General features: G+C 71.3%; 20 protein-coding genes, 1 tRNA gene and 1 pseudogene. 8 read left to right on the top strand and 14 right to left on the bottom strand.

What is annotated here, in order from left to right; all coding sequences use genetic code 11:
* Positions 1–92: 92 nt before the first annotated feature.
* Together ACFXB5_RS11305 and ACFXB5_RS11300 are read left to right on the top strand one after the other, a co-directional pair.
* Positions 93–1043: pseudogene (locus tag ACFXB5_RS11305) on the top strand (collagen binding domain-containing protein); the annotation flags it as partial.
* A 283-nt stretch (positions 1044–1326) separates the two neighbouring features.
* Positions 1327–2178 (top strand): YceI family protein, encoded by an 852-nt coding sequence (locus ACFXB5_RS11300; RefSeq protein ID WP_385205429.1) that lies wholly within the window; start codon positions 1327–1329, stop codon positions 2176–2178.
* Positions 2179–2196: 18 nt separating this feature from the next.
* Here the strand turns inward: ACFXB5_RS11300 and ACFXB5_RS11295 are convergent, their stop codons facing one another.
* The 6 genes from ACFXB5_RS11295 to ACFXB5_RS11270 form a co-directional block, all read right to left on the bottom strand.
* Positions 2197–2997: a TetR/AcrR family transcriptional regulator gene (locus tag ACFXB5_RS11295; protein ID WP_385205426.1), complete on the bottom strand. Its 801-nt coding sequence runs from the start codon at positions 2995–2997 to the stop codon at positions 2197–2199.
* 81 nt (positions 2998–3078) lie between these two features.
* Positions 3079–4602, bottom strand: coding sequence for an MFS transporter (locus tag ACFXB5_RS11290; RefSeq protein ID WP_385205424.1), 1524 nt, complete (start codon positions 4600–4602; stop codon positions 3079–3081).
* A 193-nt stretch (positions 4603–4795) separates the two neighbouring features.
* Positions 4796–7120, bottom strand: coding sequence for an ArnT family glycosyltransferase (locus ACFXB5_RS11285; protein ID WP_385205421.1), 2325 nt, complete (start codon positions 7118–7120; stop codon positions 4796–4798).
* Positions 7117–8415, bottom strand: a complete 1299-nt coding sequence (locus tag ACFXB5_RS11280) for a glycosyltransferase (RefSeq protein ID WP_385205418.1) — start codon at positions 8413–8415, stop codon at positions 7117–7119. The genes ACFXB5_RS11285 and ACFXB5_RS11280 overlap by 4 nt, the downstream gene beginning before the upstream one ends.
* A gap of 26 nt (positions 8416–8441) precedes the next feature.
* Entirely contained in the window at positions 8442–10454 is a 2013-nt protein-coding gene (locus tag ACFXB5_RS11275) for a sensor histidine kinase (RefSeq protein WP_385205416.1), read from the bottom strand.
* 5 nt (positions 10455–10459) lie between these two features.
* Positions 10460–11197 (bottom strand): response regulator transcription factor, encoded by a 738-nt coding sequence (locus ACFXB5_RS11270; RefSeq protein WP_385205413.1) that lies wholly within the window; start codon positions 11195–11197, stop codon positions 10460–10462.
* Between the two features lie 173 nt (positions 11198–11370).
* Between ACFXB5_RS11270 and ACFXB5_RS11265 the strand changes: the two genes are divergently transcribed.
* A complete protein-coding gene (locus tag ACFXB5_RS11265) occupies positions 11371–12243 on the top strand; it encodes an LLM class F420-dependent oxidoreductase (protein WP_385205410.1) in 873 nt (290 codons plus the stop codon).
* 144 nt (positions 12244–12387) lie between these two features.
* Here the strand turns inward: ACFXB5_RS11265 and ACFXB5_RS11260 are convergent, their stop codons facing one another.
* Positions 12388–13254 (bottom strand): amidohydrolase family protein, encoded by an 867-nt coding sequence (locus tag ACFXB5_RS11260; protein ID WP_385205408.1) that lies wholly within the window; start codon positions 13252–13254, stop codon positions 12388–12390.
* Positions 13255–13412: 158 nt separating this feature from the next.
* Between ACFXB5_RS11260 and ACFXB5_RS11255 the strand changes: the two genes are divergently transcribed.
* Positions 13413–14120 carry a hypothetical protein gene (locus tag ACFXB5_RS11255; RefSeq protein ID WP_385205405.1) on the top strand — a complete coding sequence of 236 codons (708 nt, stop codon included), beginning with the start codon at positions 13413–13415 and terminating at the stop codon, positions 14118–14120.
* Positions 14121–14196: 76 nt separating this feature from the next.
* Here ACFXB5_RS11255 and ACFXB5_RS11250 read toward each other — a convergent pair.
* A tRNA-Met gene (locus tag ACFXB5_RS11250) sits at positions 14197–14270 on the bottom strand.
* Between the two features lie 69 nt (positions 14271–14339).
* Positions 14340–14906 carry a hypothetical protein gene (locus ACFXB5_RS11245; protein ID WP_385205402.1) on the bottom strand — a complete coding sequence of 189 codons (567 nt, stop codon included), beginning with the start codon at positions 14904–14906 and terminating at the stop codon, positions 14340–14342.
* Between the two features lie 189 nt (positions 14907–15095).
* On the opposite strand from ACFXB5_RS11245, the gene ACFXB5_RS11240 reads away from it, so the two are divergent.
* Positions 15096–15587 (top strand): hypothetical protein, encoded by a 492-nt coding sequence (locus tag ACFXB5_RS11240; protein ID WP_385205400.1) that lies wholly within the window; start codon positions 15096–15098, stop codon positions 15585–15587.
* A 45-nt stretch (positions 15588–15632) separates the two neighbouring features.
* Here the strand turns inward: ACFXB5_RS11240 and ACFXB5_RS11235 are convergent, their stop codons facing one another.
* From ACFXB5_RS11235 to ACFXB5_RS11215, 5 genes are all read right to left on the bottom strand, one after another.
* On the bottom strand, positions 15633–16313 hold the full coding sequence (locus tag ACFXB5_RS11235) for a response regulator (RefSeq protein WP_385205398.1): 681 nt from the start codon (positions 16311–16313) through the stop codon (positions 15633–15635).
* On the bottom strand, positions 16310–17683 hold the full coding sequence (locus tag ACFXB5_RS11230) for a sensor histidine kinase (RefSeq protein WP_385205395.1): 1374 nt from the start codon (positions 17681–17683) through the stop codon (positions 16310–16312). The genes ACFXB5_RS11235 and ACFXB5_RS11230 overlap by 4 nt, the downstream gene beginning before the upstream one ends.
* A 236-nt stretch (positions 17684–17919) precedes the next feature.
* On the bottom strand, positions 17920–20169 hold the full coding sequence (locus ACFXB5_RS11225; RefSeq protein WP_385205392.1) for an MMPL family transporter: 2250 nt from the start codon (positions 20167–20169) through the stop codon (positions 17920–17922).
* A 734-nt stretch (positions 20170–20903) separates the two neighbouring features.
* The gene (locus ACFXB5_RS11220) at positions 20904–21197 is read right to left on the bottom strand and encodes a hypothetical protein (RefSeq protein WP_385205389.1); all 294 of its coding nucleotides are present in this window, start codon (positions 21195–21197) and stop codon (positions 20904–20906) included.
* 506 nt (positions 21198–21703) lie between these two features.
* Positions 21704–22546: an SDR family oxidoreductase gene (locus ACFXB5_RS11215; RefSeq protein ID WP_385205386.1), complete on the bottom strand. Its 843-nt coding sequence runs from the start codon at positions 22544–22546 to the stop codon at positions 21704–21706.
* A 127-nt stretch (positions 22547–22673) separates the two neighbouring features.
* Here ACFXB5_RS11215 and ACFXB5_RS11210 point away from each other — a divergent pair, with 127 nt between their 5' ends.
* From ACFXB5_RS11210 to ACFXB5_RS11200, 3 genes are all read left to right on the top strand, one after another.
* Complete coding sequence (locus tag ACFXB5_RS11210; protein WP_385205383.1) at positions 22674–23243, top strand: TetR/AcrR family transcriptional regulator; 570 nt, start codon at positions 22674–22676, stop codon at positions 23241–23243.
* 151 nt (positions 23244–23394) lie between these two features.
* Entirely contained in the window at positions 23395–24864 is a 1470-nt protein-coding gene (locus ACFXB5_RS11205) for an amidase (RefSeq protein ID WP_385205380.1), read from the top strand.
* A gap of 170 nt (positions 24865–25034) precedes the next feature.
* Entirely contained in the window at positions 25035–25607 is a 573-nt protein-coding gene (locus ACFXB5_RS11200; protein WP_385205377.1) for a hypothetical protein, read from the top strand.
* The last annotated feature ends 177 nt before the right edge of the window (positions 25608–25784 follow it).

Raw genomic sequence — 25784 nt, 5'->3', positions numbered from 1 at the left:
CCTTGCGCCCCCCCCCGTCCCCCCCTCCCCGGCCCCCGCCCCCCGGGCCCCGGCCCCCCGGGCGGCGCGCGCGCGCCCCCCCCGCCGCGCCCCCCCCCACGGCCGCCACCGGGCAGGTCGCCGACCTCGAGCCCGCGCTCGTGGGCGCCCCGGCCGCCGAGATCCACGCGCCGGACTCCGACGGTGCCCTCGCGGCCACCGCCCCGCAGACGGCCACCGCCCCGCAGCGCCTTACGGCCTTCGCCTCCGCCGGGGGCGAAGGCACGGACCGTCAGCCCCGGCAGGGTGTGCACGGCTTCGTGCGGAACGCGGAGGGCGGCCCCGTCGCCCGCGCCGCGGTGACGCTGATCTCCCTCGCCGGACGGCAGCTGGGCCGTTCGGTGGCGCACCCCGACGGCTCGTACGCCCTGGACGCGCCGGGCTCCGGCTCGTACGTCCTGATCGCGGCGGCCGACGGCCACCAGCCGCAGGCGTCCACGGTCGTGGTCGGGGACGAGCCGCTCGGCTTCGACATCGTCCTGTCGGCCACCAGCGGTCTGGTGGGCGCCGTGCGCGGTGCCGCCGACGGCCGGCCGGTGGACGCGGCGATGGTCGTGGTCACCGATGTCCGCGGTGAGGTGCTGGCCACCGGGAAGACCGGTGAGCAGGGCGACTTCGGCTTCGAGGAGCTGGTCTCCGGGACCTTCACGGTCGCGGTGAACGCGCCGGGCTACCGGCCCGCGGCCCTGCCCGTCGAGGTGGGGGCCCAGGGGCTGACCCGGGTGGAGATAGCGCTGCAGGCCGGCGCCCAGGTGCAGGGCATAGTCCGGGCCGGTGCCGACCGGCGGCCGCTGCCCGACGCGCGGGTCACCCTCGTGGACTCGGCCGGGAACGTGGTCGCCACCGCCACCACCGGTGAGGACGGCGCGTACGCCTTCACCGACCTGGACGCGGGCGACTACACGGTCATCGCGAGCGGCTACCCGCCGGTCGCGGGGGCGCTGACGGTCTCCGGGCCCGGCGTCGACGGCCACGATGTGGAGCTCGCCCACCCGGGCGAGTGACGGAACCCCGGGCCCGGGGCGCGCAAGAGCGGAGTCGCGCCCCGGGCCCGGCCGGGCGGCGGATTTCTCGGCCGGACCCGGAACCCGGATCCCGGCGGCGGTGTAGTGAAGGCAGGGGACGGCCTGACGCCGCCGCCCGGATCCGGTGCACAGACACGACGAGTACGACCAGCACGGCGCGCACGACCAGCGCGCCGGGCGACATGAGCGACATGAGCAACAAGAGCGACACGCCGAGCAGGACGAGCAACACGGCGACACCCGAGCGGGAGCGAAACGCGGCATGACGACCACAGGAGCAGGAGCAGGCGGGGGAGCGGGACTGCGGGCCCGGATCCACACCCGCGACGGCTGGGCGGTCCAGCACGCGGTGCTGACCGTCACCGATATGACGGGCGCCCAGGTGCTGCGCGCGCAGGCCGACACGGACGGCGCCGTGCGGACCGGCGAGCCGCTGCCGCCGGGGCCGTACACGATCATCGCCACCGCGGTCGGCTACGCCCCGGTCGCGTCCACGGCGATCGTCACGGCCTCCGGGCGGGCCGATGTGGGCACGGTGGTGCTGGCGCGCCAGGGCGGGGTGGAGCTTCCGCCGCCCGGGGCGTGGACGATCGACCCGGCGCATTCGACGGTGGCCGCCGTCGCCCAGCACCTGGGGATCTCCAGCGTGCACGGCCGGTTCACGGAGTTCGGCGGGCGGATCGAGGTCGCCGAGGACATCGAGAAGTCGCGCGTCGAGGCGGTCATGCGGGCCGCCAGCATCGACACCGGCAACACGATGCGGGACGGCCATCTGAAGTCGCCCGACTTCCTCAATGTGGAGGAGTTCCCGGAACTGACGTACCGGAGCTCGCATCTGAGCACCGCCGGGGCCGACCGCTGGACGGTCCATGGCGAACTGTCGATGCACGGCGTGGTCCGGGACGTGGACCTGGACCTGACGTACCTGGGCACGGGCCCCGACCCCTGGGGCGGGGTGCGGGCGGCCTTCCGGGCCGTCGCCGAGCTGCGCCGCGAGGACTTCGCGATGAACTACAACCAGGTGGTCGCGGCGGGCATCGCGGCGATCGGCACCACCCTGCGGGTGGAGCTGGACATACAGGCGGTGCAGGGCGAGGAGCTCCCCACGGCCTGACCCGCCCGCCGCCGCGCGCTATCGCTCCCTCAGGGTTTCGATACCGGCGATCGCGAGGTCCAGGGCGAAGGTGAAGTCGCGGTCCTGCATCTCCTCCACCGTGGTGCCGCCGCGCGCCTCCATGATCTGCCGCGCCTCGTCGAACTCCATACGGTCCTCGACCGTGCCCATCATCTCGTGGAACAGCTCGTCCTGGGTGACTCCCGCCGCCCGACAGCGGGCGGCGAAGCGGCCCTCGATCGTGCCGAAGCCGTAGACGAACTGGTAGACGAGGGCGAGTGCGCTGGTGATCCTGTCGTCCGGCAGCCCGCTGTTGCGCATCACGGCCAGCGCGGCGTTGTTGAAGACCACCGCGTTCGGCCCGATGTTGAGGTACTCCCCCAGCAGCGCCGGCAGCCAGGGGTGGCGCACCAGCACCCGCCGGTACTCGGAGGCGACCTGGCGCAGCTGCTCACGCCAGTCCCGCGGCTCGGCCGGAGTATACTCGTGGCCCTCGACGGAGCCAACGGCCTCGACGGAGCCGACGGCCTCGATGGGCAGCGCTATCTCGCCCATGGCCGCGTCGAGGGCGAGTTCGAGCAGATGGTCCTTGGTCTCCACGTACCAGTAGACGGACATGGCGGTCACCCCGAGCTCCGCCGCGAGCCGTCGCATCGAGAAGCCCGAGAGACCCTCGGCGTCCAGCAGCCGCATTGTCGCCGCGACGATCTTCAGATGGTCGAGCCCGACGGGCTGCTGGTCGCCCTTGCGCTTGGGGGCTTTGCGCTCGGAGAGCCAGACACTGGACCGCGGGCGGGCGGTGCGGCTGCCGATTGCCATGGCGGCGCCTCTCTTTCTCCGGTGCGCCGGCGCCACATATGTCCCGGGACCGGGCACGCGGCACCTCACTACCTGAAGATGCTATGCCGCCGGGGCCTCCTGTGAAGATCGTTCGGCCCTGCTGAGCAGCAGCGCGGCCAGCACTCCACCCGCCAGCACTGCCGTCGCGCCGACCAGCTGGCTGGTCTCCACACCCGAGGCGAAGGCGTCCGCGACGGCCTCGCGGTCCTCGGGGGTACGGGCCGCGGCGAGGGCGGCCGGGAGCGAGCCCGCTCCGGTGGCGACCGCGGGCAGCAGCGAGCCGAAGCGGGAGTTGAGCACGGCGCCGAGGACGGCGACGCCGAGCCCGTTGCCGCATTCGGTGAGCGTGCCGTTGACCCCCGCGCCCACCCCCGCCTTCTCCGGCGGGATGGCCGACATGATGGCGTTCGCCATCGCGGGCATGGCCAGCGCGATACCGGCCCCCATCACCACCAGCCCGAAGAGCATCCCGCCATAGCCATGCGCACCGAGCGTCGCGATGGCGGCGAGACCGGCCGCGAGCAGCCCCATCCCGCCGACGATGGTCACCGGGGTGCCGAGCTTGGGCAGCAGCCGCGCGCCGACACCGGTGAGATTGAGCGCGACGATCACCAGCGCGAGCGGCGCGGTGCGCAGCCCCGCGTCCAGCGCGTCATAGCCGAGCACGAACTGCAGATGCTGGGTGAGCAGGAAGAGCGAACCGCCCATCCCGAAGGCCACCAGGATGCCGCCGGCCACCGCGCCCACGAACCGGCGGTCGCGGAAGAAGTGCATATCCAGCATCGGATACGGGATATGACGCTCCCACAGCGCGAATCCGGTCATCACGGTGATGCCGATGAAGGCGGACAGCAGCACCCGGCTGGAGGTCCAGCCGTGCTCCGGCCCGGAGATGATCGCGAAGACGATGCCGGTCATGCCGACCGTGGACAGCAGCGCGCCGAGCAGATCGGGGCGGTCGCTGGTCGGGGCCTTCGACTCCGGCACCATCCAGACCACGGCCACCAGCCCGAGCAGCGCCACCGGGATATTGATCAGGAAGATCGAGCCCCACCAGAAGTGCTCCAGCAGCGAGCCGCCGATCAGCGGCCCCGCGGCGAAGCCGAGCGAGCTGACCGCGCCCCACAGCCCGATGGCCTTGGCCCGTTCGCCCTCGTCGAAGACCTGCACCACGACCGCGAGGGTCGTGGTCATCAGCAGCGCCCCGCCGATCCCCATGCCCGCGCGGGCGGCGATCAGCTGGCCGGGGTCCTGCGCCATCGACGCCGCGAACGAGCCGATGCCGAACAGGGCGAGCCCGGCGACCAGCAGCTTCTTCCGCCCGTAGCGGTCGGCGGCGCTGCCCGCGGTGAGCAGCAGCCCCGACTGGACCAGCGAATAGGCGTTGATCATCCACTGGATGTCGGCCGTGCGGGCATCCATCTCCCTGGCCAGGGAGGGGACCGCCACATTGAGGATCGTGTTGTCCAGCAACACGGTGAGCTGGGCGAGGCAGATCACGGCGAGGATCAGCCAGCGCTGGGGATGACCACCCTGGGACTGATCGGGTGGCGCGGAGGCGGCGTCGGCGGTCGAGACCGTCATGAGGACTCCAGGCAGGGGCTTCTACGGTGTATGACGATGTGCTGGGCCTTACACCGTACAAGTGCCGCCGTACGGTGTACAGCGAATCATGTGCGCGCGTCGCATACGCGTACGGGCCGGTGGTCGCGGGGATGAACCCGCGGCCACCGGCCCGTACCTACGGGACTCCGGAATCAGCCGGAATCAGCAAGAATCAGCCGGAGGGCTTCGAGGACGTCGACGCCTTCTGGGCCAGGTCATAGAGCGTGGAGCTGCCCACGGCGACCTTCTTGTAAGTGGCCTCGATCCAGGAGGTGATCTGGGACGAGGTCCCCTGGCCGCCGCCCGGCCCGCCGCCCATGCCGGTGCCCGAGGAGATGAAGTAGTGGATCCTGCCCTGCTTCACATACTCCTTGAACTGGGCGAGCGTCGGTGACGGGTCGCTGCCGTTGAAGCCGCCGATGGCCATCACGGGCTTCTCGGTGGCGAGTTGGTAGCTCGCGGCGTTCTGGGAGCCGATCGCCGCGGCCGCCCAGGTGTAGTCGTCGGCGTTCTTCTCCAGCCTCGCCTCCACGTCGGCGTCGACCTGCTGACCGTCGAGCAGTCCGCCCATGCCGCCGCCACGGCGACCGCCCTCGCCCATGCCGCCACCGGGCAGCATGCCCGGGAGGCCGTTCTGTCCCTGGCCGCCCTGGGCGTTGCCGGTGCCGTTCCGCGGGGACTGGCCGCCGCCCGGGAAGCCACCGCCGGGGAAGCCGTTCTGGCCACCACCCGGCTGACCGCCGCCGGTGCCACCGCCCGGCATGCCCTGCGTACCGCCCTGCCCCTGACCCTTCTGGCCCTGACCACCCTGCTGACCCTGACCACCCTGGTTGCCCTGCCCCTGCTGGCTCGCGCCCTGGCGTCCGTTCCGCATCCCCGGCGGACCGCCCCGGCCGCCGCCGCCCGGGAAGCGGCCACCGGGGCCGCCCATACCGCCCGCCACCGAAGGACCGGCCGTCACGATGGAACCGTGCTTCGGGGTGTCCACCGTGTTGAGCGTGTACGCGACCGGCCCGGCCAGTCCCGCCGCGAGGCCGAGGCCCGCCGCGGCCAGCGCCGCCCTCCGGCCCAGGCGCGCCGTCAGCAGCAGCCCGGCCGCCGCCGCGAGCCCGCCGATCAGCACCGCCCAGCGCAGCCAGGGGTGCCAGTCCGGCGACCGCCCCAGCAGGACGTACGACAGGTACGCGGTGACCGCGACCGTGACGGCCAGCACCGCCGAGGCCACCGCCCCGGCCCGGCCGCCCTCGGTCCGCCGCTCCCACAGCAGGGCCGCGCCCATGCCCACGACCGCCGCGATATAGGGCGCCAGGGCGATGTTGTAGTACTGGTGGAAGATCCCGGACATGAAGCTGAAGGTGGCGAACGTCATCAGCAGCGCCCCGCCCCACACCAGGAAGGCCGCGCGCCGGGTGTCGGTGCGCTTCGCCCGCCAGGTCAGCCAGATCCCCGCCGCCAGCAGGATGAACGCCGCGGGCAGCAGCCAGGCGATCTGACCGCCCATGTCGGAGCCGAAGAGCCGGTCGATCCCGGTATCGCCCCACCTGCCGCCGCCACCGCCGCCGCCCGGACCGCCCCCGCCGACGCTGCCGGTCTCATCGCCGTTGATCCGGCCCAGACCGTTGTAGCCGAAGGTCAGCTCCAGGAAGCTGTTGTGCTGCGAACCGCCGATGTACGGGCGCGAGGACGCCGGCCACAGCTCGACGATCGCCACCCACCAGCCGCCGGAGACCACCATCGCGAGCCCCGCGAGCAGCAGCTGCCCGATCCGCCGGCCGAACTTCGCCGGGGCGCACACCGCGTACACCACCGCGAGCGGCGGCAGGATCAGCCACGCCTGAAGCGTCTTGGTGAGGAAGCCGAGGCCGAAGCAGACCCCGGCCAGCACCAGCCATTTGGTGCGCGCGTCCTCCAGGGCGCGCAGCACGCAGTAGACGGCCGAGACCATCAGCAGGCACAGCAGCGCGTCGGGGTTGTTGAAGCGGAACATCAGCGCCGCGACCGGGGTCACCGCGAGCACCGCGCCCGCGATAAGCCCGGCGACCGCGCCGAACCTGCGCCGTACGGCCGCGTACAGCACCCCGACCGTCGCGACTCCCATCAGCGCCTCGGGGGCGAGGACCGCCCAGGAGGAGAGGCCGAAGAGCCGCACCGACAGGGCCATCGGCCACAGCGCGGCCGGGGGCTTGTCCACGGTGATGGAGTTCGCGGCGTCGGAGGAGCCGAAGAAGAACGCCTTCCAGCTCTCGCCGCCCGCCTGCACGGCGGCCGAGTAGAACTGGTTGGCGTAGCCGGACGCGCCCAGGCTCCACAGATAGAGCACGGTGGTGGCGGCCAGCAGGGCCCACAGGGCGGGCCGCGCCCAGCGCGGGTCTTCCGGCCGCCCTCTCCAGGCCCGCGCCAGGCGCGAGCCGCCGGGCGCCCGCGGCCCCGGCCGGGGATCGGCGGCGGGGGTCGGCGCCGGCCCGGCTTCGCGGGTGCCGTAGTCGTAGGTGGTCATCGATCGGTCCTCGGGTCGTGGTCGGTCGTGGCCCCGCTGTCCGACGGGAAGACCCAGGCCCGGAAGAGCAGGAAGCGCAGAACGGTGGCGGCGAGGTTCGCCGCGATCAGCACGGCCAGTTCGGTGCCGTGCGAGGCGGTGCCGGGGACGGCGTCCAGGGCGGCCAGGGAGCCACTGGTCAGCACCAGGCCGATGCCGAAGACGACCAGCCCCTGGGCCTGGTGACGCATCGCGCGGTCCCGGCCGCGTACGCCGAAGGTGAGCCTCCGGTTGGCCGCGGTGTTGCCGAGCGCCGACAGCAGCAGCGCCAGCGCGTTGGCCACCTGCGGGCCGGTGCCCATCCGGAAGAGGGAGTACAGCAGCAGATAGACCAGTGTGCTCAGCGCGCCGACCACACAGAACCCGACCAGCTGGCGGGCCAGGCCCTTCGGCACCCCGCTCAGCTCCCGGTCGCGCGGATCGTCGCCGAACGGACGGCGCACCCGGTCCAGCGGCAGCGCACCGGTGGCCAGCGCGCGCCCCACCCGCCACACACCCTTGAGGTCATCCGTGGCCGTCTTCACGAGGTGGACCGTGCTGTTGGGGTCGTCCACCCAGTCCACCGGCACCTCGTGGATACGCAGCCCGGCCCGCTCGGCCAGCACCAGCATCTCGGTGTCGAAGAACCACCCGGTGTCCTCGACCAGCGGCAGCAGCCGCTCCGCGACGTCCTTACGGATCGCTTTGAATCCGCACTGGGCGTCGGAGAAGCGGGCGGCCAGGCTGCCGCGCAGAATCAGGTTGTACGCCCGCGAGATGAACTCCCGCTTGGGCCCGCGCACCACCCGTGAGCTGCGGGACAGCCGCGATCCGATCGCCAGGTCGGAGTGCCCGGAGATCAGCGGGGCCACCAGCGGCAGCAGCGCCTTGAGGTCCGTGGACAGATCGACGTCCATATAGGCGAGCACGGGCGCCTCGGACAGCGACCACACGGTGCGCAGCGCCCGCCCGCGCCCCTTCTGCTCCAGCCGGACCGCCGTCACCTCCTCGATGCTCTCGTCCAGGTAGGCCGCGAGGTCGGGCGTGCGGTCCGTGCTGGCGTTGTCGGCGATGGTGATCCGGAAGCCGTACGGGAAGGTGCGGGCCAGATGGTCATGCAGCCGTCGTACGCACCGCTCGAGGTCCGCTTCCTCGTTGTAGACGGGGATGACAACGTCCAGCACCGGACGGCCGCGCACGACCGTCACCGGCCCGCGTACGGGCAAGGTCTGCAGGGGTGTCTCGGGCGGAGCCCCGAGAGGGGTGTCGGTTCGCATGGGGTCGACAGTCGCGAGCCGCGCTGTCACGGCTGTGTGGTCAGCCTGTGGCCTGCCTGTGAGTCCGTTACGGCCTGGTGAACGGCCCGGTGCACGGGCAGGTGGACGCCGAACACGGTGCGCCCGGACACGCTGTCCACCGTCACCTGCCCGTCGTGCGCGGCCACGACAGCGTGCACGATGGCCAGACCGAGCCCCGTGCTGCCCGCGGCGCGGGAGCGCGAGGCGTCGCCGCGCGCGAACCGCTCGAAGACATGCGGCAGCAGCTCGGGCGGGATGCCAGGACCGTCGTCCTCGATCTCCAGCGAGACGTACGAGGGCGGCTGCGGCGGGCCGAAGGCCCCGGCGGCGCGGGCGGCCGCGTACGGGGAGCCGTAGGGCGGGGCGTACGCCTGGGCGTGCGTCTGGGCATACGCCTGGGCGTGCGGCGAAGCGCGCCCCTTACGGTGCCCATGGGGCCCACCGGTCCCGGCGGCCCCGGGCGGAGGCCCGTAGGGCGTCCCGGGGGACACCCCTGAGGGCACCCCGTAGGAGACGCCGTAGGACAGGCCGTACGGCGCCGGATACGGCGAGGGGTACGGCCCGCCCCACAGCACCCGCGCCGTGACCGTGGTACCGGCCGGAGTGTGCGTCCGCGCGTTGCCGAGGAGGTTCACCAGCACCTGGCGCAGCCGGGCGTCGTCGCCGAAGACGACCGCCGGTTCATCGGGCAGCTCCAGCCGCCACTCGTGGTCCGAGCCGACCGCCCGCGCGTCGCTGACCGCGTCCACGACCAGCGGGGACAGATCGACCTCCGCGCATTCCAGCGGCCGTCCCGCGTCCAGCCGGGCCAGCAGCAGCAGATCCTCGACCAGCCCGGTCATCCGCCCGGCCTCCGACTCGACCCGGCCGAGGGCATGCCGGGTGTCGGGCCCGATCTCCTCCCGGCCGCGCCGGGTCAGCTCGGCGTAGCCGCGGATGGAGGCGAGCGGCGTACGGAGCTCATGGCTGGCGTCGGCGACGAACTGCCGTACCCGCGTCTCGCTCTCCTGGCGGGCCGCGAGCGCCGACTCCACATGGCCGAGCATGCGGTTGAGCGCCGCGCCCACCTGGCCGACCTCGGTGCGCGGATCGGCCTCCGAGGCCGGGACGCGCTCGCGCAGCGCCACCTCGCCGCTGTGCAGGGGGAGTTCGGAGACCCGGGTCGCGGTCGCGGCCACCCGGCGCAGCGGGCGCAGCGAGATGCCGACCATCGCGGCCCCGGCGATCCCGGCCGCGACCAGGCCGGCCGCGGCCACACAGACCTCGACGAGGATGAGGGTGTTGACCGTCTCCTGGGTCTGGTCGAGCGGGAAGGCGAGGATGATGCCGCCTTCCCGGTGGTCCCACTGGGCCACCGCCCGATAGCCGCCGAGGCCGGGCAGATCGACGGTGTGCACGTCTCCGTCCAGCGGGACGGCGGCGATCGCCTTCTGCTGACCACTGGTCAGGGGGTCCACCCGGCTCTCGGCGTCGACCTCGTTCGTCATGGGCGAGTCATTGCTCTTGCCGGACAGGGAGACCTCGCCGTCCTGGCCGAACCGCGCCCCGACCGTGCCGATGGGCTGGCCGGGCGAGGCGACGAAGAGCACATCGTCCCGGGGGAGTCCGCCCGCCGGACCCGGCTTGTTCAGGAACCGCCCGACGGACGCGCGCAGATCGTCGTCCACCTGGCCCTGGAGGTACGACTGCAGGGCCAGGGTCGTGACCGAGCCGATCACCGCGCAGACCACCGCGATCAGCGCGACGGCCGAGACGACCAGGCGGGTGCGCAGGGACCAGGGGCGGCGCCCGGCCCGCTGAGTGCGCCCGGCTCGTTGAGCGCGTCCCGCCCGCTGGGCGCGCCGGGCGTGCGCCCGCCCCTGCGCCGCTCCCGCTCCCTCGCCCGCGCCCGGGGGCGGCTGGGAGGCACCGGCTATCGCGGGGGTACCGGAGGCACCGGGCATCCCGGCGGCGCCGGACGGCTCGGAGACGCCGAGCAGGTCGGGGTCCCGGGGTGGCCGGGGCGGGGGATGCGCCACGGTGTCTACTCCCCGGGCTTGATCAGATACCCGGCGCCCCGCCGGGTGTGGATCATCGGACCGCACCCCGCGTCGATCTTGCGCCGCAGATACGAGATGTAGAGCTCGACCACGTTGGCCTGGCCGCCGAAGTCATAGCTCCAGACCCGGTCGAGGATCTGCGCCTTGCTGAGCACCCGGCGCGGATTGCGCATGAGATAGCGCAGCAGCTCGAACTCGGTCGCGGTGAGATGGATCTCCTGTCCCCCGCGCGACACCTCGTGGCTGTCCTCGTCCAGGATCAGATCGCCGACGGCCAGCACCGACTCACTGCGCGCGGCCGCCGCCCCCGACCTGCGCAGCAGCCCACGCAGCCGGGCGACGACCTCCTCCAGGCTGAACGGCTTGGTGACGTAGTCGTCACCGCCCGCCGTCAGCCCCGCGATCCGGTCCTCCACCGCGTCCCGCGCGGTCAGGAACAGCACCGGGACATCGGGCAGTTCGCGGCGCAGCCGCCCCAGCACGGCGAGCCCGTCCATATCGGGCAGCATGATGTCCAGGACCACCGCGTCCGGGCGCAGCTCACGGGTGGTCCGGATCGCCTCCGCGCCGTCACCCGCGGTGCGCACCTCCCACCCCTCGTAGCGCAGTGCCATCGACAGCAGGTCGGCGAGCGCCGTCTCGTCGTCCACAACCAGCACCCGGACGGGGCTCCCGTCGGGGCGCAGCAGCTCGGTACGCCCGTGAGGCGAGGTCGGCATCATGACCTCCACCCTCGGAGCGAGCCCTGAGAGGTCCCTTTCGGCTGCCTGTGAATTACCTGAGAATCCCGTGGGGCAGGGACGAGACCGGCCGGGAGGCGAAAGCAGCGGATCCGGGCCCGGAAAAGCCGTGGGGGCCACGGAATATCCGGCAGGACTCTCCGGCTTCCCCCTGTATGACTTCTCGTCCCGCACTTGGCAAGATCGGCATCTGGACCGCGGCCCTCAAGACGGACTTCGTCCCATCAGAACAGGTCAGCGAGGCGGCGGCCGAACTGGACGAGCTGGGGTACGGCGCCATCTGGCTCGGTGGCAGCCCCAGCCCGGATCAGGCCGGAGTCCTGCTGGACGCCACCTCCCGGATCACCGTCGCGACCGGAATCCTGAGCATCTGGGACCACGAGGCGGCCTACGTCGCCGAGCGGCACACCGCGCTCAACGCGGCCCACGACGGCCGCTTCCTCCTCGGCCTCGGCGTGAGCCACAGCGCACTCGCCGGTGAGCGCTATAAGCGCCCGTACACGGCGATGAAGGAGTACCTGACCGCGCTGGACTCCGCCCCGGCCCCGGTCCCCGCCGCCCAGCGGGTCCTGGCCGCGCTCGGCCCCAAGATGCTCGAGCTGTCCCGCGACCGCGCGGCCGGCGCGCATCCGTACCTCGTCACCCCGGAGCACACCGCCAAGGCCCGCGAGGTCCTGGGCAAGGAGGCCGTGCTCGCGCCGGAGCTGAAGGTCGTCCTCGACACGGACCCGGAGCGCGCCCGCGCCACCGCCCGCGACTACCTCGGCCGCTACCTGGCGCTGCCCAACTACACCAACAACTTCAAGCGACTGGGCTTCGAGGACGCGGACTTCGCGGACGGCGGCAGCGACCGTCTCCTCGCCGCCATGTACGCGATCGGCGACGCGGAGACGATCCGGGCGCGCGTGGACGAGTTCCTGGCCGCGGGCGCGGACCACCTCGCGATCCAGGTGGTGACCGACGACCAGGGTCTCCCCCGCGAGGAGTGGCGCACGCTGGCCGAGGCGCTGCCGCTGGACAAGAGCTGACCGACCCCCGCAACCCCCTCGCCCGGCGCCGACACAGGCACCGGGCGAGCCCCTTATCCGGTTGTCCGGAAGCGTCGCGCTCCGTCCGGAACGGGCGCACCGCGCTCTGTCCAGAACGGGCGCATCCGGAGCAGCCACAACCCGTCATATCCCGAACAGCCGCGCCGCGTTCCCGTAACACACCCCGCGCAGCCACTCCTCGTCCTGCCCGACCCGCGTCAGCGCGTCCAGCGCATGCCGGTACCCGTACGGGATGTTGGGGAAGTCGCTCCCGAACAGCACCCGGTCCCCCAGGGCGGCCAGCCTCCCCCGCTCCGACCGCGGAAACGGCCACCGGCCCTCGGTGAAGTCGGTGAAGGCCATCGTGGTGTCCAGGTGGACCCCCTCGTACCGCTCCGCGAGCCCCAGGAAGTCCGCGTACTCCGGCAGCCCCATATGCGCGATGATCAGGCGCAGCCGAGGATGACGGGCCAGTACCCGCCCCACCGGCTCCGGTCCGGTGTACTTGCCCGGGTGGGGCCCCGAGCCGCAGTGGATGACGACGGGCGTCCCGCTCCCGGCGAGCAGGTCCCACACCGGGTCGAGCAGCGCGTCGCCCGGGTCGTACGCCCCCACCTGCACATGGGCCTTGAACACCCGCGCCCCGCCCTCGAGCGCCGCGCGCACGTACCCGTCCACCCCGGGCTCGGGGAAGAAGGTCGCGGTGTGCAGACAGTCGGGTGTACGGGCGGCGAAATCGGCCGCCCAGTCGTTCAGCCACCGCGCCATGTCGGGCTTGTGGGGGTAGAGCATCGAGGTGAAGGCCCGCACCCCGAACGCCCGTAGCGTCGCGAGGCGTTCGTCCTCCTCCTCGCGGTAGGTGATGTGCCAGCGGGGCTCGACTGCGTCGAAGTAGGCCCAGACCTTGTCCAGTACGCGCTGGGGCATGAAGTGGGTGTGCACATCGATGAGTCCGGGCAGCCCGAGTTCCTGCCAGAACCGCTGTACCGACGCCGCGGCGGGATCGTCCATACGGATCACGGTAGTTGCCCCGGGCGTATTGCTACAGCCTCGTCTCAAGCTCTCGCCTTGAGTTGATCACAGCCTCGACCAGTGGTTTTGTCACGACCATGATGATCTGCGGTAGCAAGATCACCACAAGGGGAACCGAGAAGGTGAACTGACGCTCCGTGACCGGCGTATCCATCTACGGCAGTCACCACTCGCTCGACGTCGTCGCCGATCGACCATCACCAACCACCGGGGGACCGTCCATGCTCAACCGCCCGCCCAGCGCCGCCGCCCGATCCGGGACCGCTCTCGTCTGCGCCCTCGGCGTCACCCTCCTCGCCCTCGCCACGGCGGGCTGTGAGGACGACACCGCCACGTCCGGCCGACGGCAGCCCGCGACCCGGGCCGACATGGCGGCCGACAGCGACGGCGGCAAGACCATCCGGCTCGGCGAGCCCACCTCGGTCACCTACAAGCGTGGCTCGGACCATATGCGCGGCGCCCTGCGGGTCACGGCGGTGAGCGTGCGCAAGGGCACCCCCGCCGAGCTGAGGACGGCGGGGGTGAAGCCGTCCGACGTACGGACCACCCAGCCGTACTACGTCACCATGACCTTCGAGAACATCGGCGAGAACTCCCTCCACTACCCCTTCCTCAACACCCCCACCGGCCTCGAGGACACAGCCGGTGTGGACGACCAGCCGCTGATCACCGGCGACACCGAGGTGACGGCCTGCCCGGGCAAGGACCCGGACGACTTCGCGGTGGGGGCGAAGGTCTCCCTGTGCAAGGTGTTCCTGGTGCCCAACGGCATACGGCCGTCGATGGTGACGTACAGCACAGGCGATGACACCAAGCGCCCGGTGAGCTGGAAGGTCGCGCGCTGACGGCGGCGGGACCCTCGGCGTGACCGAACGACCGAGGGCCCGGCACTGAAGAAGTGCCGGGCCCTCGATACCTGAGTAGCGGGGACAGGATTTGAACCTGCGACCTCTGGGTTATGAGCCCAGCGAGCTACCGAGCTGCTCCACCCCGCGTCGATGGACGTAACTCTACGTCGTTCTCCCCGCTAAGGGAAATCCATACCGCCGCCTCCGGCCGACCACTCAGAAAATCGCCTCGACCAGGGCCGAGACAGCACCGACGACCGCCCCGTACCCAAGGACCGTCAGCAGCGGCCAGGGAACGGGCCGGGGAACGAGCACCCGCCAGTGGAAGCCGTAGTCCCGGTACTCGGCCATGCCCTCCGTCCCGGGCAGCACCATGAACCGGGGCCGGACCGTACAGAACAGCCACCAGTCCAGAACCACCAGATCAAAGAGGACGAGCGCGAGCCAGACCAGACCCCCGAAGACGAACGCGCGCCAGAAGCCGAGCCCGCCGTCGGCCCGACCGTGCAGATCCACCAGGCCGACGACCGGGACCGCGACGAAGACGACCGCGTTCAACGCCCCCATGACCCCGGCGGCCCGTTTCCCCCGCGCACTCCGCACGCCATAGCGCTCCCGGATCGCGGCCGGATAGTCGTCGACCAGCGCGTCCCTGGCCACCAGCAGCCCACCGACGATCGCCGCGGCGAACAGCACCACCAGCACAAGAGCGCAGAAAAGGCTCACCCCGACCAGCTGCGACCAGCTGCGACCAGCTGCGACCAGCTCATGGCACCGCAGCACAGAGTAGCAATTTAGGCTTGCCTAACCTAACCACGCTCGGCAGCCACGCCACTGCGACGACGGCCCGTCCCGGGCATTAGTGGAGCGTTAGCCGTACGGCGGCAGATCATCAGCGGCGACCGACAGTCTTGTTCTCACGAGCCCGAACACCACGTCGCGAGACACCACATCGCGAGAACGGGGAAGACCATGTCGCACCGCACCGCCCTCCGCCACAACCGCCACGCCCGCAAGGCCGCCGCCGCCGTGATCATCGCTGTGGCCGCGCTCGGGCTCACCGCATGCCAGGACGGCGAGACCGACTCCTCGTCCTCACCCTCCGCCTCCGCGAGCGCCCCGCAATCCTCCGCACCCACGGCGCAGGGCCAGGACCAGGGCCAGGACCAGGACCAGGACCAGGCCAAGGACACCGCCAAGGGCACCCCCAGGAAGCCCGGGATGAGGTGCACGAACCAGATCGACTACGCCGGGGACTCCAGGGACAACGCCACGATCAACTCCATCGGCAACGACACCGGCTACTGCCCGCCGATCCAGAAGGAAGAAACCTCCAAGGGCACCCTCAGGAAGGGTGACATGAAGTGCACGGACCAGATCAACTACGCGGGCGACCACAGGGACAACGCCACGATCAACTCCATCGGCAACGACACCGGCTACTGCCCGCCGATCGAGAAGTGAGCTCCTGCCGTGACGCCGGTCGCCGGTTGGCGGCCACGGTCGCGGTCACGGTGCGGGCGGCGTCGCCCGTACCAGGCCCGTCTGGTAGGCGATGACCACCAGTTGGGCGCGGTCGCGGGCGCCCAGCTTCGTCATCGCGCGGTGGATATGGGTGCGCACGGTCAGCGGACTGAGCGTGAGAACCTCGGCGATCTCGGTGTTGGACCGGCCCTCGGCGGCCAGGCCCATCACCTCGCGCTCGCGGACGGTGAGCTCCGACAGGCGCTGCGGGGGCGCGAGGTGGGCGTCAGGGGCCGGGGACATGAGGAAGTTCGTGATGAGGGTGCGGGTCGCGGCCGGTGACAGCAGCGCCTCGCCGGAGGCCACCGTGCGCAGACCGGCCAGCAGGGTGTCGGCGGTGACGTCCTTACCGAGGAAACCACTGGCGCCGGCGCGCAGCGCCTGGGCGACGTAGTCCTCGGTCTCGAACGTCGTCAGGATGAGGACGCGGGTGGCGGCCAGCTCCGGGGCGGCGCAGATCGCGGAGGTGGCGGCGAGACCGTCCGTACCCGGCATCCGGATGTCCATGAGAACGATGTCGGGGTGGTGGGCGCGGGTCAGTTCCAGCGCCTCCGCACCGTCCGATGCCTCGCCGACCACCGTCATGTCCTCGCAGGAGTCGATCAGGATCCGGAAGGTGGCCCGCAGCAAGGTCTGGTCATCGGCGAGCAGCACCCTGATGGTCATGACTCTTCTCCTCCGGCTGGAGCGTCTGTGGCGCCTACGGCCGCTTCGGGTGCTTGCGGTGCTTCGGGGGCTTGCGGTGCTTCGGACACTTGGGCCGCTTCGGTTGCCGAGGGCTGGAGCGGCAGCGCGGTGGTGACCTCGAAGCCGCCCTCCGGGCGGGGTCCCGCACAGAGTTCGCCGCCGATGGTGCGGGCGCGTTCACGCATGCCCATGACGCCGAAGCCCCGGCCCGGCACGGCCTTGGCGGCGTCGACGGTATCGGCGGTATCGGAGGCATCGTTGGTGCCGGTGGTGCCGGTGATGCCGTTGGTGTCCGGGCCGTCATTGCTGACCGTGATCAGCAGGCGTGATCCGGAGTAGGCCAGACGTACCTGTGCGGAGTCCACGTCGGCGTGCTTGGAGACGTTGGTGAGCGCCTCCTGCACGATCCGGAACGCGGTCAGGTCCACCCCGGGGGAGAGCGCGCGGGGCTCCCCTGTCGTGCTGACCGTGACGGCGAGCCCCGCGGACGCACACGCCGAGACCAGTTCGGGCAGTCGGGCGAGGCCGGGAGACGGCTCCAGCGACGCGGAGGCCGGGGCGTCGGTCTGGCGCAGCAGTCCCAGCGTGGCCTTCAGCTCGCGCAGCGCGGAGGACGTGGTGCCGGTCAGATCGGTGAGGATCTGCTTCGTCTGCTGCGGACTGGTGAGCGCGAGGTGGGCGGCCGTACCGGCCTGCGCGTTGGCCAGGGCCATGTGATGGGCCACGACATCGTGCAGCTCGCGGGCGATGCGCATGCGCTCCTCGGTGACGCGCAGCCGTGCCTCCTCCTCCCGGGTGCGCTCGGCGTGTTCGGCGCGGGCCTGCACCGATGCGAGGTAGGCGCGGCGCAGCCGGGTCATGTTGCCGGCGGCGAGCGGCAGCAGCAGCCAGAAGAAGGGGCCGATCGTCCGCAGCACCAGGGACAGGCTGTCCATGGAGTCGGAGACCGCTGACGCGACCATCAGCGCCGCCATGCTGGTGACGCCGAAGACGCGTGTGGTCTTGCGGTCGGTGAGCGTGGCCAGCCAGTAGAGCGCCGCCATGACGGGTCCCAGCAACAGGGGGGTCAGCAGGTACCCCAGCGAGATCGCGATCACGGTGCAGACCGCGGTCACGACGACCGCGGTGCGCGGATGGCTGCGGTACTTCAGCAGGGCGAGGCAGGACACACCCATGAGGGCGGTGGCGGTCCTGTCCTGGTCGGGTGGCTCGGCGCCGGGCATGGTGAGGTTGCTGCCGAGGGCCGCACAGCCCATCAGCGACAGGACCAGCACCACGTCGATGACGTGGGGGTAGCGGTCGGAGTACTGCTCGAAACGGTCCGTGTAACGCTCAAGGCTGGTGCTCATCGGCTGGGCTCTCCGCTCGGTGCTGTGGGCCATCGTGACCGATTCGGCGCTCTGTGGGCCACCGTGGCGGATTCGGTGCCCCGTGGGCCACCATGACGGATTCGGTACTCCGTAGGCCACCATGACCGTTTCGGTGCCCCGTGGGCCACCGTGACCGTTCCCCGCGCGGACGGCCGCCGGGGCCGCCCATATCGTTCGCCACGGGCGGCCCCGGTGGGGGCGGGTCGGGCCGTCGATCAGCTGCGGGCCACTTCCAGGCCGGTCGTCCCGACCGGTTCCGGGTCGGATCCCGGTCCCGACCCCGGTCCCGACCCCGGTCCCGATTCCAGCCGGCGGCCGAGGGCCTCGCCCTCCACGTCGACCTTGGGCAGCAGCCGGTCCAGCCACTTCGGCAGCCACCAGGCCCTGTCGCCGAGCAGGGCGAGCACGGCGGGCACGATCGCCATCCGTACGACGAAGGCGTCGAACAGGACGGCGGAGGCGAGCCCGAACCCGATCATCTTGACCATGGAGTCGCTCTCGCCGACGAACCCGGCGAACACCGCGATCATGATCAGCGCGGCGGCCACCACCACACGCGCGCTGTGCCGGAAGCCGGATGTGATCGCCTGGCCGGGCCGCTCGCCGTGGACGTACGCCTCCCGCATCCGTGAGACGAGGAACACCTCGTAGTCCATGGCCAGGCCGAAGATGATGCCCACCAGGAAGATCGGCATCAGGCTCATGATCGGGCCGGTCTGCTCCACGCCCAGGAGTCCGGCGCCGTGGCCCTGCTGGAAGACGAGGACGACCACGCCGAGGGAGGCCAGCACCGACAGCAGGAAGCCGACGGCCGCCTTCAGCGGAACGAACAGGGACCGGAAGACCACCAGCAGGAGCACGATCGCGAGGCCCACCACGACGACCAGGTAGGGGATCAGCGCGGACTGCACCTTGTCGGAGACGTCGATGTTCAGCGCGGTGGTGCCGGTGACCTCGAAGGTCGCCCCGGTCTCGGACTCGACCCCGGGCCGCTCGCCCCGAATGGTCGTGACCAGGTCCTTGGTCCGTTCGTCGGTCGGCGCCGTGGACGGCACGACCTGGAAGACGGCCGTGTCACCGGCCGCGTTGAAGCGGGCCGGGGAGACGGAGACGACACCCTCGGTGCCGCCGATCTCCTTCGCGACCGTGTCGGCGGCGCCCTTCGGGTCGGTGCCCCCCTTCGCGTCCACGACGACGGTCAGTGGCCCGTTGAAGCCCGGCCCGAAGCCCTCGGCGAGCGCGTCGTAGGCCCGGCGCTCGGTGGTGGAGGTCGACTTGGCCTCGTCCCCGTCCATGCCGAGCTGCAGGTCCGTCATCGGCACCGCGAGGGCCCCGAGGCCCACCACGCCGAGCAGCAGCACGGGCAGCGGACGCCGCAGCACGAACCGCGCCCAGCGGCTGCCCCCGTTGTCCCGGGTGCCCTCCTCCTCGATCCGTCCGCTCCTGCGGGCCCGCCGCCGGAGCACGGCGTTCGGCCAGAACCCGAGGAACGCCGGGACCAGCGTCAGCGCGACCAGTACGGCGACCACGACCGCGCCCGCCGCGGCCAGGCCCATCTTGGTGAGCATCGGGATGCCGACCACCGCGAGTCCGGCCAGCGCGATCACGACGGTGAGCCCGGCGAACACGACCGCCGAACCGGCCGTGCCGACCGCCAGACCGACCGCCTCCCGCGGCACCCGGCCCTTGGCCCGCTCCTCGCGGTAGCGGGAGACGACGAACAGGGCGTAGTCGATGCCGACGGCGAGACCCAGCATCATCGCCAGAGTGCCGGTCGTCGTGGACAGTCCCAGCGCCTCGGACAGGGTCAGGATGGTGGCCATGCTCACGCCGACACCGATGATGGCGGTCAGCAGCGGCAGTCCGGCGGCGGCCAGCGAACCGAAGGTGACCAGCAGCACGACGGCGGCTATCGCGACACCGATCACCTCAGCCGCACCACCGGGCCCGCCACCGTCGTCCATCGCGCTTCCGCCGGCCTCGACGGTCAGCCCGGAGCCCTGGGCCGTGTGGATGGCCCGCTCCAGCTGGTTCTTGCTGGCGTCGGTGAGGTCGTTGGCGCCGACCTTGTAGGTGACCGTCGCGTACGCCGTCGTGCCGTCCTTGCTGACGGCCTTCGCCTGGAACGGATCGACGGCGCTCGCGACCTGGGCCCCGTCGCCCAGATTGGCCACGGCCTCCTCGACGGCCTGCCGGTTCTCGGTGGCGGTGACCTTCTCGCCGCTCGGCGCGACGAAGACGACCCGGGCGGTCGCGCCGTCGGCGGAGGCTCCGGGGAAGCGCTGCTCCATCAGGTCGAACGCCTTCTGGGACTCGATGCCCGGCATCGAGAACTCCTCGTCGGAAGCCCCCGAAGCCTTGAGCGCGCCCAGCCCGACGGCGGCCAGGACGGCCGCCCAGACCAGGGCGACGTACCAGCGCCGCCGGAAGGCCAGACGGCCCACTTGGTAAAGGAATGTAGCCACGACAGGAGGTCTCCACATCTGGTGCCGACTGTCCGCATCTGGTGCCGACTGTCCGCCCAGACTCTCCGGGAGCGAGCCGCCCTGTCGTCGTGCGCCTGCCGACATTTCGCGCTACTGAGAACGCAGTACAGACCGGCCCATCGGGTCCGCCGCTGGTACGACGTACCCGCCCGGGACCTCGCTGAATTCCGTTTCCCGCGGCCCTTCCAGGGGAATGATCATTAACACTGCGGGACTATTTCCGTGAGCTGGGGGGCCTCTCATGAGCGGTACGTCACGGTCACATCAGAACGGCGCGGAGGCGGGGGACGCCGCGCCTGAGCCGGAGCGTCCCAAGGTGAAACAGATCGCGCTCATACCGGCGTCCCAGAAACCGCTGCCCGAGCGCGGCCGCGGGGGTTTCAGCGATGAGCAACCTGACCGCCTGAAGTCGCAGCTGGCCAAGATCGACAGGGGGGAGACAATCCCCACTCCTGGAAGCAGGGCGGGCAGCGAAGACCGCGATATCCATGAGGAGGAGTGGCGGGCACACGATCACCACGGCCCCTACGGACAAAGGCGTCGGCGCAGGAATTGACGCGACTCGGCCGCGCCGCCGAGAACCGATACGGCATTTCCAGCGTGCGTGATTTCCAGCGTGGGTGATTTCCAACGTGGGTGATCGCGCAGCCCGCATGCCCGCGCGCCCGGCGGGCGAAGGGCCCACCGGGCGCGGGAGTGCGGAGTGCCGTGGCTTACGGGTGGTACTTCTCCTCGACCGTCTCGGCAGCGCCGGACTTGGCGTTCATGGTGACGCGGACGGTCACGCTGTTGGTCTTCGCGGCCTTCTCCAGCTGCTCCACGGTGCACTTGGAGGTGCCGTAACCGTCGTCGCCGATGGACACGGTGCCGCCGTCGTCGGAGCAGATCGCGGCCGCGCCGAGGATCTGTGTGGCGTTGGAGATCAGGAACGCCCGCTCCATGCCGCCGCTCTCGGGCTTGATGGTCATCTTGCCGGGCGCGAGGTACTTCAGTGTGCCGACGTACATGCGGTGGTTCCCCGCGTTGGCGACGCCGCCCCCCGGGGGAGGCGGACCCGCCACCGTTGCCGCCGCCCTTGCCGCCACCCTTGCCGGCGGCGGGCGGCGCCGTGTCGGTCTTGCCGCCGCCCTTGCCGCCGCCCTGACCCTGCGAACCGGAGTTGTCCGAGGAGGAGCCGCTGGTGGGCTGCGCCGAGGCCGAGGAGCCGGAGGAGTCGGCCTTGGAGTCGTCCGGCCCACAGGCCGTGGCCCCCAGACTCAGCGCCGCGGCCGCGACAAGGGCGGCGGCGATACGGCGGCCGGCGCGGCCGCGGAAGCGGTTGGTGGTGGTGGCGGTGTTCATCGTGACCTCGCGTTGCTGTGTTCTGTCGTCTCGCTCCCGGACGACAATCAGCTTCGAAGATCGCGTTGGCGTTCTACTAAGATCGCGTTGGCGTTCCGCTAACGGACGACTAATACGGTGCGGCGGCAACGCAACCCGTGCCCCCAAGGCCAGGTCCAGCCGAACCGGGGCCTCACACCGCGACCGTCTTCGGGTAGTGCGGACGGAGGCTGGACATGAGGATGCGGTCGAGCAGCCGGTCGGGCAGCACCCGCGACAGGCGTGTGATCAGGGCCGCGTCACGGCCAACGGTGTAGCGGGTGCGAGGCTTCCCGGCGGTCACGGCCTTCGCGATCACCCGGGCCGCGTCGGCGGCGGGCCTGCCACGTTTTATGTGGGTGGCGGAATGCGCGTTGGCCGCCTGGATCAGCCTTCCGTAGCGGTCCCGCTGCTCCGGCGACATGGCGGCGGCCAGCCGGTTCGCGGTGGCGATGACCCGGTCCGACATCTCCGTACGGACCGCGCCGGGCTCGACGACCACCACCCGCACACCCAGCGGCGCCAGTTCCCGGCGCAGCGAGTCGCTGACCGCCTCGAGGGCGAACTTCGTCCCCGCGTAGGGGCCGTACGTGGCCATGGCGACCCGCCCGCCGACCGAGCTGATGTTGACCACCCGGCCCGAGTGGCGCAGCAGCGCGGGCAGCAGCGCCTGGGTGACGGCGATATGGCCGAAGAGGTTGACCTCGAACTGCCGGCGCCACTCGCTCAACGGCAGCGCCTCGACAGGGGCGTTGATCTGGATGGCGGCATTGTTCACCAGCGCCCGCAGCGCACCCGCTCGCGAGTCATCGTCGAGGCGCGAGGCCAGCCGCGCGATGTGGTCCGGCTGGGTGATGTCGAGGATGACCGGCTCGATGCCGTCCGCGCGCAGCGCGTCGGCGTCACGGTCGCGGCGGACTCCGGCGATGACGTGGAACCCACGGCGGGCCAGTTCGCGTGCGGACGCCGCGCCGATCCCGGTCGAGGCTCCCGTCACGACGACGCGTTCCCGAGGCTCCCGGCGTTCACGAGGTTCCCGAGCTTCAGATGACATTGTCACCTGAGCGATGGTAGGCATCTCAGATGACGCTGTCAACAGTAAGATGGTCGGCATGATCTGTCGCGTGGAATCAGCGGCCGCGACCCGCCGCGCTCTGCTGGACGCGGCCGCCGAACTGCTGGACATCGGTGGTCCGGACGCGGTGACGCTGCGCGCGGTCGGGGCGCGCGCGGGGGTCAGCCGCGGAGCGCCGTACCGGCACTTCGCCAACAAGGACAGCCTGCTGACCGCCGTCGCGGCCGAGGCATGGGACCGGCTCGGGGATCAGCTGCGGGTCCTGCGCGCCGATCCACAGTCGCCCCCGGCCGAGAAGCTGCGGCACGCGCTCGCCGCGCTGATGACGGTCGGCCGTCGTCAGCCACACCTGTACCGGATGATGTTCAGCTCACCGGCCGGCGACCCGGCCGCGATCCACGCGGCGGAACGCACCCAGGACGAGTTCCTCGCCATCGTCGGTGACCTGGTCGGCGAACAGCACGCCCGGCGATTCGCGGCGCTGCTGCTGACCAGCACGCACGGCATGACGGGCATGGAGGCCAGCGGCCACCTCCCCGCGGAGAAGTGGCACGTTTCGGCCGAGGAACTCGTCTCGACCCTGGTGTCCATGATCGGAAGTCAGACCCGCAGCGAATAGCGGCGCATGAGAGCCGCCGGCTGACCGAAGGCGGCCAACGGTCGGGCGAATTGTCTGTGGCGCGGCGGAACTCAATGAGCGTTGAGGCATCCACCCCATTGTGCGAAGCGACATTTTATGGCCCCTCCCAGAGGCCGATACGGTCGGATTCATGGAGTGGAATTTTCTGACAGCCGAAAAACTCGCGGCCGCATTGCGTGCCGGTGAAGTGACCTCGGCCGAACTGACCGACGAGGCGATCGCCCGTATTGAGCGGGACGACAAGGCGATCAACGCGATCTGTGTACCGGACTTCGACCGTGCGCGGACCGCCGCGCGCGATGCCGACCAGGAGCGCGCCCGCGGTGAGGACCGGCCGCTGCTCGGCATTCCGGTGACGGTCAAGGAGTCCTACAACATCGCCGGGCTGCCCACGACCTGGGGCATGCCGCCACACCGGAACTACATGCCGGCCGAGGACGCGGTGCAGGTATCGCGGCTCAGGGCCGCGGGCGCGGTGGTGCTCGGTAAGACCAACGTGCCCATGGGGCTGCGAGATATACAGAGCTTCAACGAGATCCACGGCACCACCAATAACCCGTGGGATCACGGTCGTACGCCGGGTGGATCCTCCGGCGGATCGGCGGCGGCCCTGGCGTCGGGGTTCGGCGCGCTGTCCATCGGCTCCGACATCGCCGGTTCATTGCGCACCCCCGCGCATTTCTGCGGCATCTACGCACACAAGCCGACACTCGGGCTGGTGGCGAACCGCGGCATGGTCCCGCCGACCGCACCGGCCCTGCCGACCGAACTCGACCTCGCCGTCGTCGGCCCGATGGCGCGCACCGCCCGCGACCTCACGCTCCTGCTCGACGTCATGGCCGGACCTGACCCGCTGACCCTCGGCGTGGCGCACGACGTGACGCTGCCGCCCGCGCGCCACGAGCGACTCCGCGACTTCCGAGTCCTGGTCCTCGACGATCACCCGCTCATTCCGAGCGGGTCCGCTGTGCGGGCGGGCGTGACCCGGGTGGCCGACGCGCTCGCCGACGACGGCGCCCGCGTCGAACGGCACACTCCGCTGCTGCCCGATCTGAGCGAAGCCGCGGTGCTCTACACACAGTTGCTGTTTTCGGGCTTCAGCGGAAGTTTTCCCGTCGAAGCGTACGAGCAGCTGCGGACCCTCGCCGCCGGACTGGGCGCGGACGACCGGAGTCTCGACGCCGCGCTGCTGCGCGGCATGGCGTTCAGCCACCGCGACTGGATCGAGGCGGACAGCCGTCGCCAGCTCCACCGCCACGGCTGGCGGCGGCTCTTCGCCGAGTTCGACGCCGTGGTGTGTCCCATCACGCCCACTCCCGCGTTCCCGCACGACCACAACCCCGATCTGAGGGAACGCCGGATCGACATCGACGGCGTCGAGTACCCGTACCTCGACCAGCTCGTCTGGGCCGGCCTGGCCACCATGCCCGGCCTGCCCGCCACCGCCATACCAGCGGGCCGGTCCCCCGCGGGCCTGCCGGTGGGAGTGCAGCTCATCGGCCCGATGTACGAGGACCGCACCCCGCTGCGACTGGCCGAACTGCTCGAGCAGAAGATCGGCGGCTTCCAGGCACCGAACTGCTTCCAGGCACCGAACTAGGGCCGACCATGCCCAACCATAGACGGCCGGCGACCGGTGGAGCAGTTGTCCGGTCCGACCGGGTGACGCCGCGCGCGAACGGGTGATTCAGGTGCTTTTCCCGTTTCCAGGTGGAAAGGAAAAGGTGGCATTCATGCGCGAAGAGAACGCATGAACACCTGGGAGGAAATATGCTGATACAAGCGAGCGCGCTCGTGCGCGGCAGCTCGGTGCTGGTAACCGCCGCGGCGACCGTCGCCATGCTGGCCACCCCTGCCGAAACCACCGAAGCCGAGGCCCACGGCGGGCGGCCGAGCGACGGGCGGGCGGCCGAGACCAGGCAGATCGCGTCCTCGGTCCTGGACGCGGACCAGAACGTCAAGTTCACCCTGACCGCGATCCGGTCCACCGTCGACCCGCTGAGGGCCTCCGTCCGCCTGAAGGCCTTCGTCCGGCAGCACGGCCGGCTCGTGCTGTCGGATGAGGTACGGGTCGGTGAGGTGGACAGCTGGTTCTGGTTCCCGGTCACCGGCCGGGGCGCGATCTGCGAGTTCTCAACGGCGAGCACCAACCCCGCGCCCGTCACCACGAGCCTGCTGATCACCCCGGCGATCGGCTGCTCGCCGCCCCAAAGCTTCGAGCTGCGGGACGGGAAGTTCAAGGCCGACGGCCACCGCGCGCGGACCCCGCACGGCGGAGTGAGCACTGGCGGCGGCGGCATGGCCGAACGGACCGCCACCCGGGAAACGCCGACCGGCACGTAGGCCGTCACCCCCGTCACCCCCGCACGGCCTGCCGGTCGCCTTCGTGGTGACCGGAGCCAAGGCCATTGAACCGAGGCATCCCATCGCATACGCCAGAGGCCCCGGAGGCGCGGGGGGAGTTGGGGCAGGGCGGGAGCGGCGACCCGCGCGCTATATTCAGCCACACAGAGCCTAGTA

This window comes from Streptomyces sp. NPDC059455 (assembly GCF_042750115.1).
Classification (GTDB): Bacteria; Actinomycetota; Actinomycetes; order Streptomycetales; family Streptomycetaceae; genus Streptomyces; species Streptomyces endocoffeicus.
The sequence above is the reverse complement of the archived record's forward strand: the minus strand, read 5'-3'. Positions and strand labels throughout refer to the sequence as shown.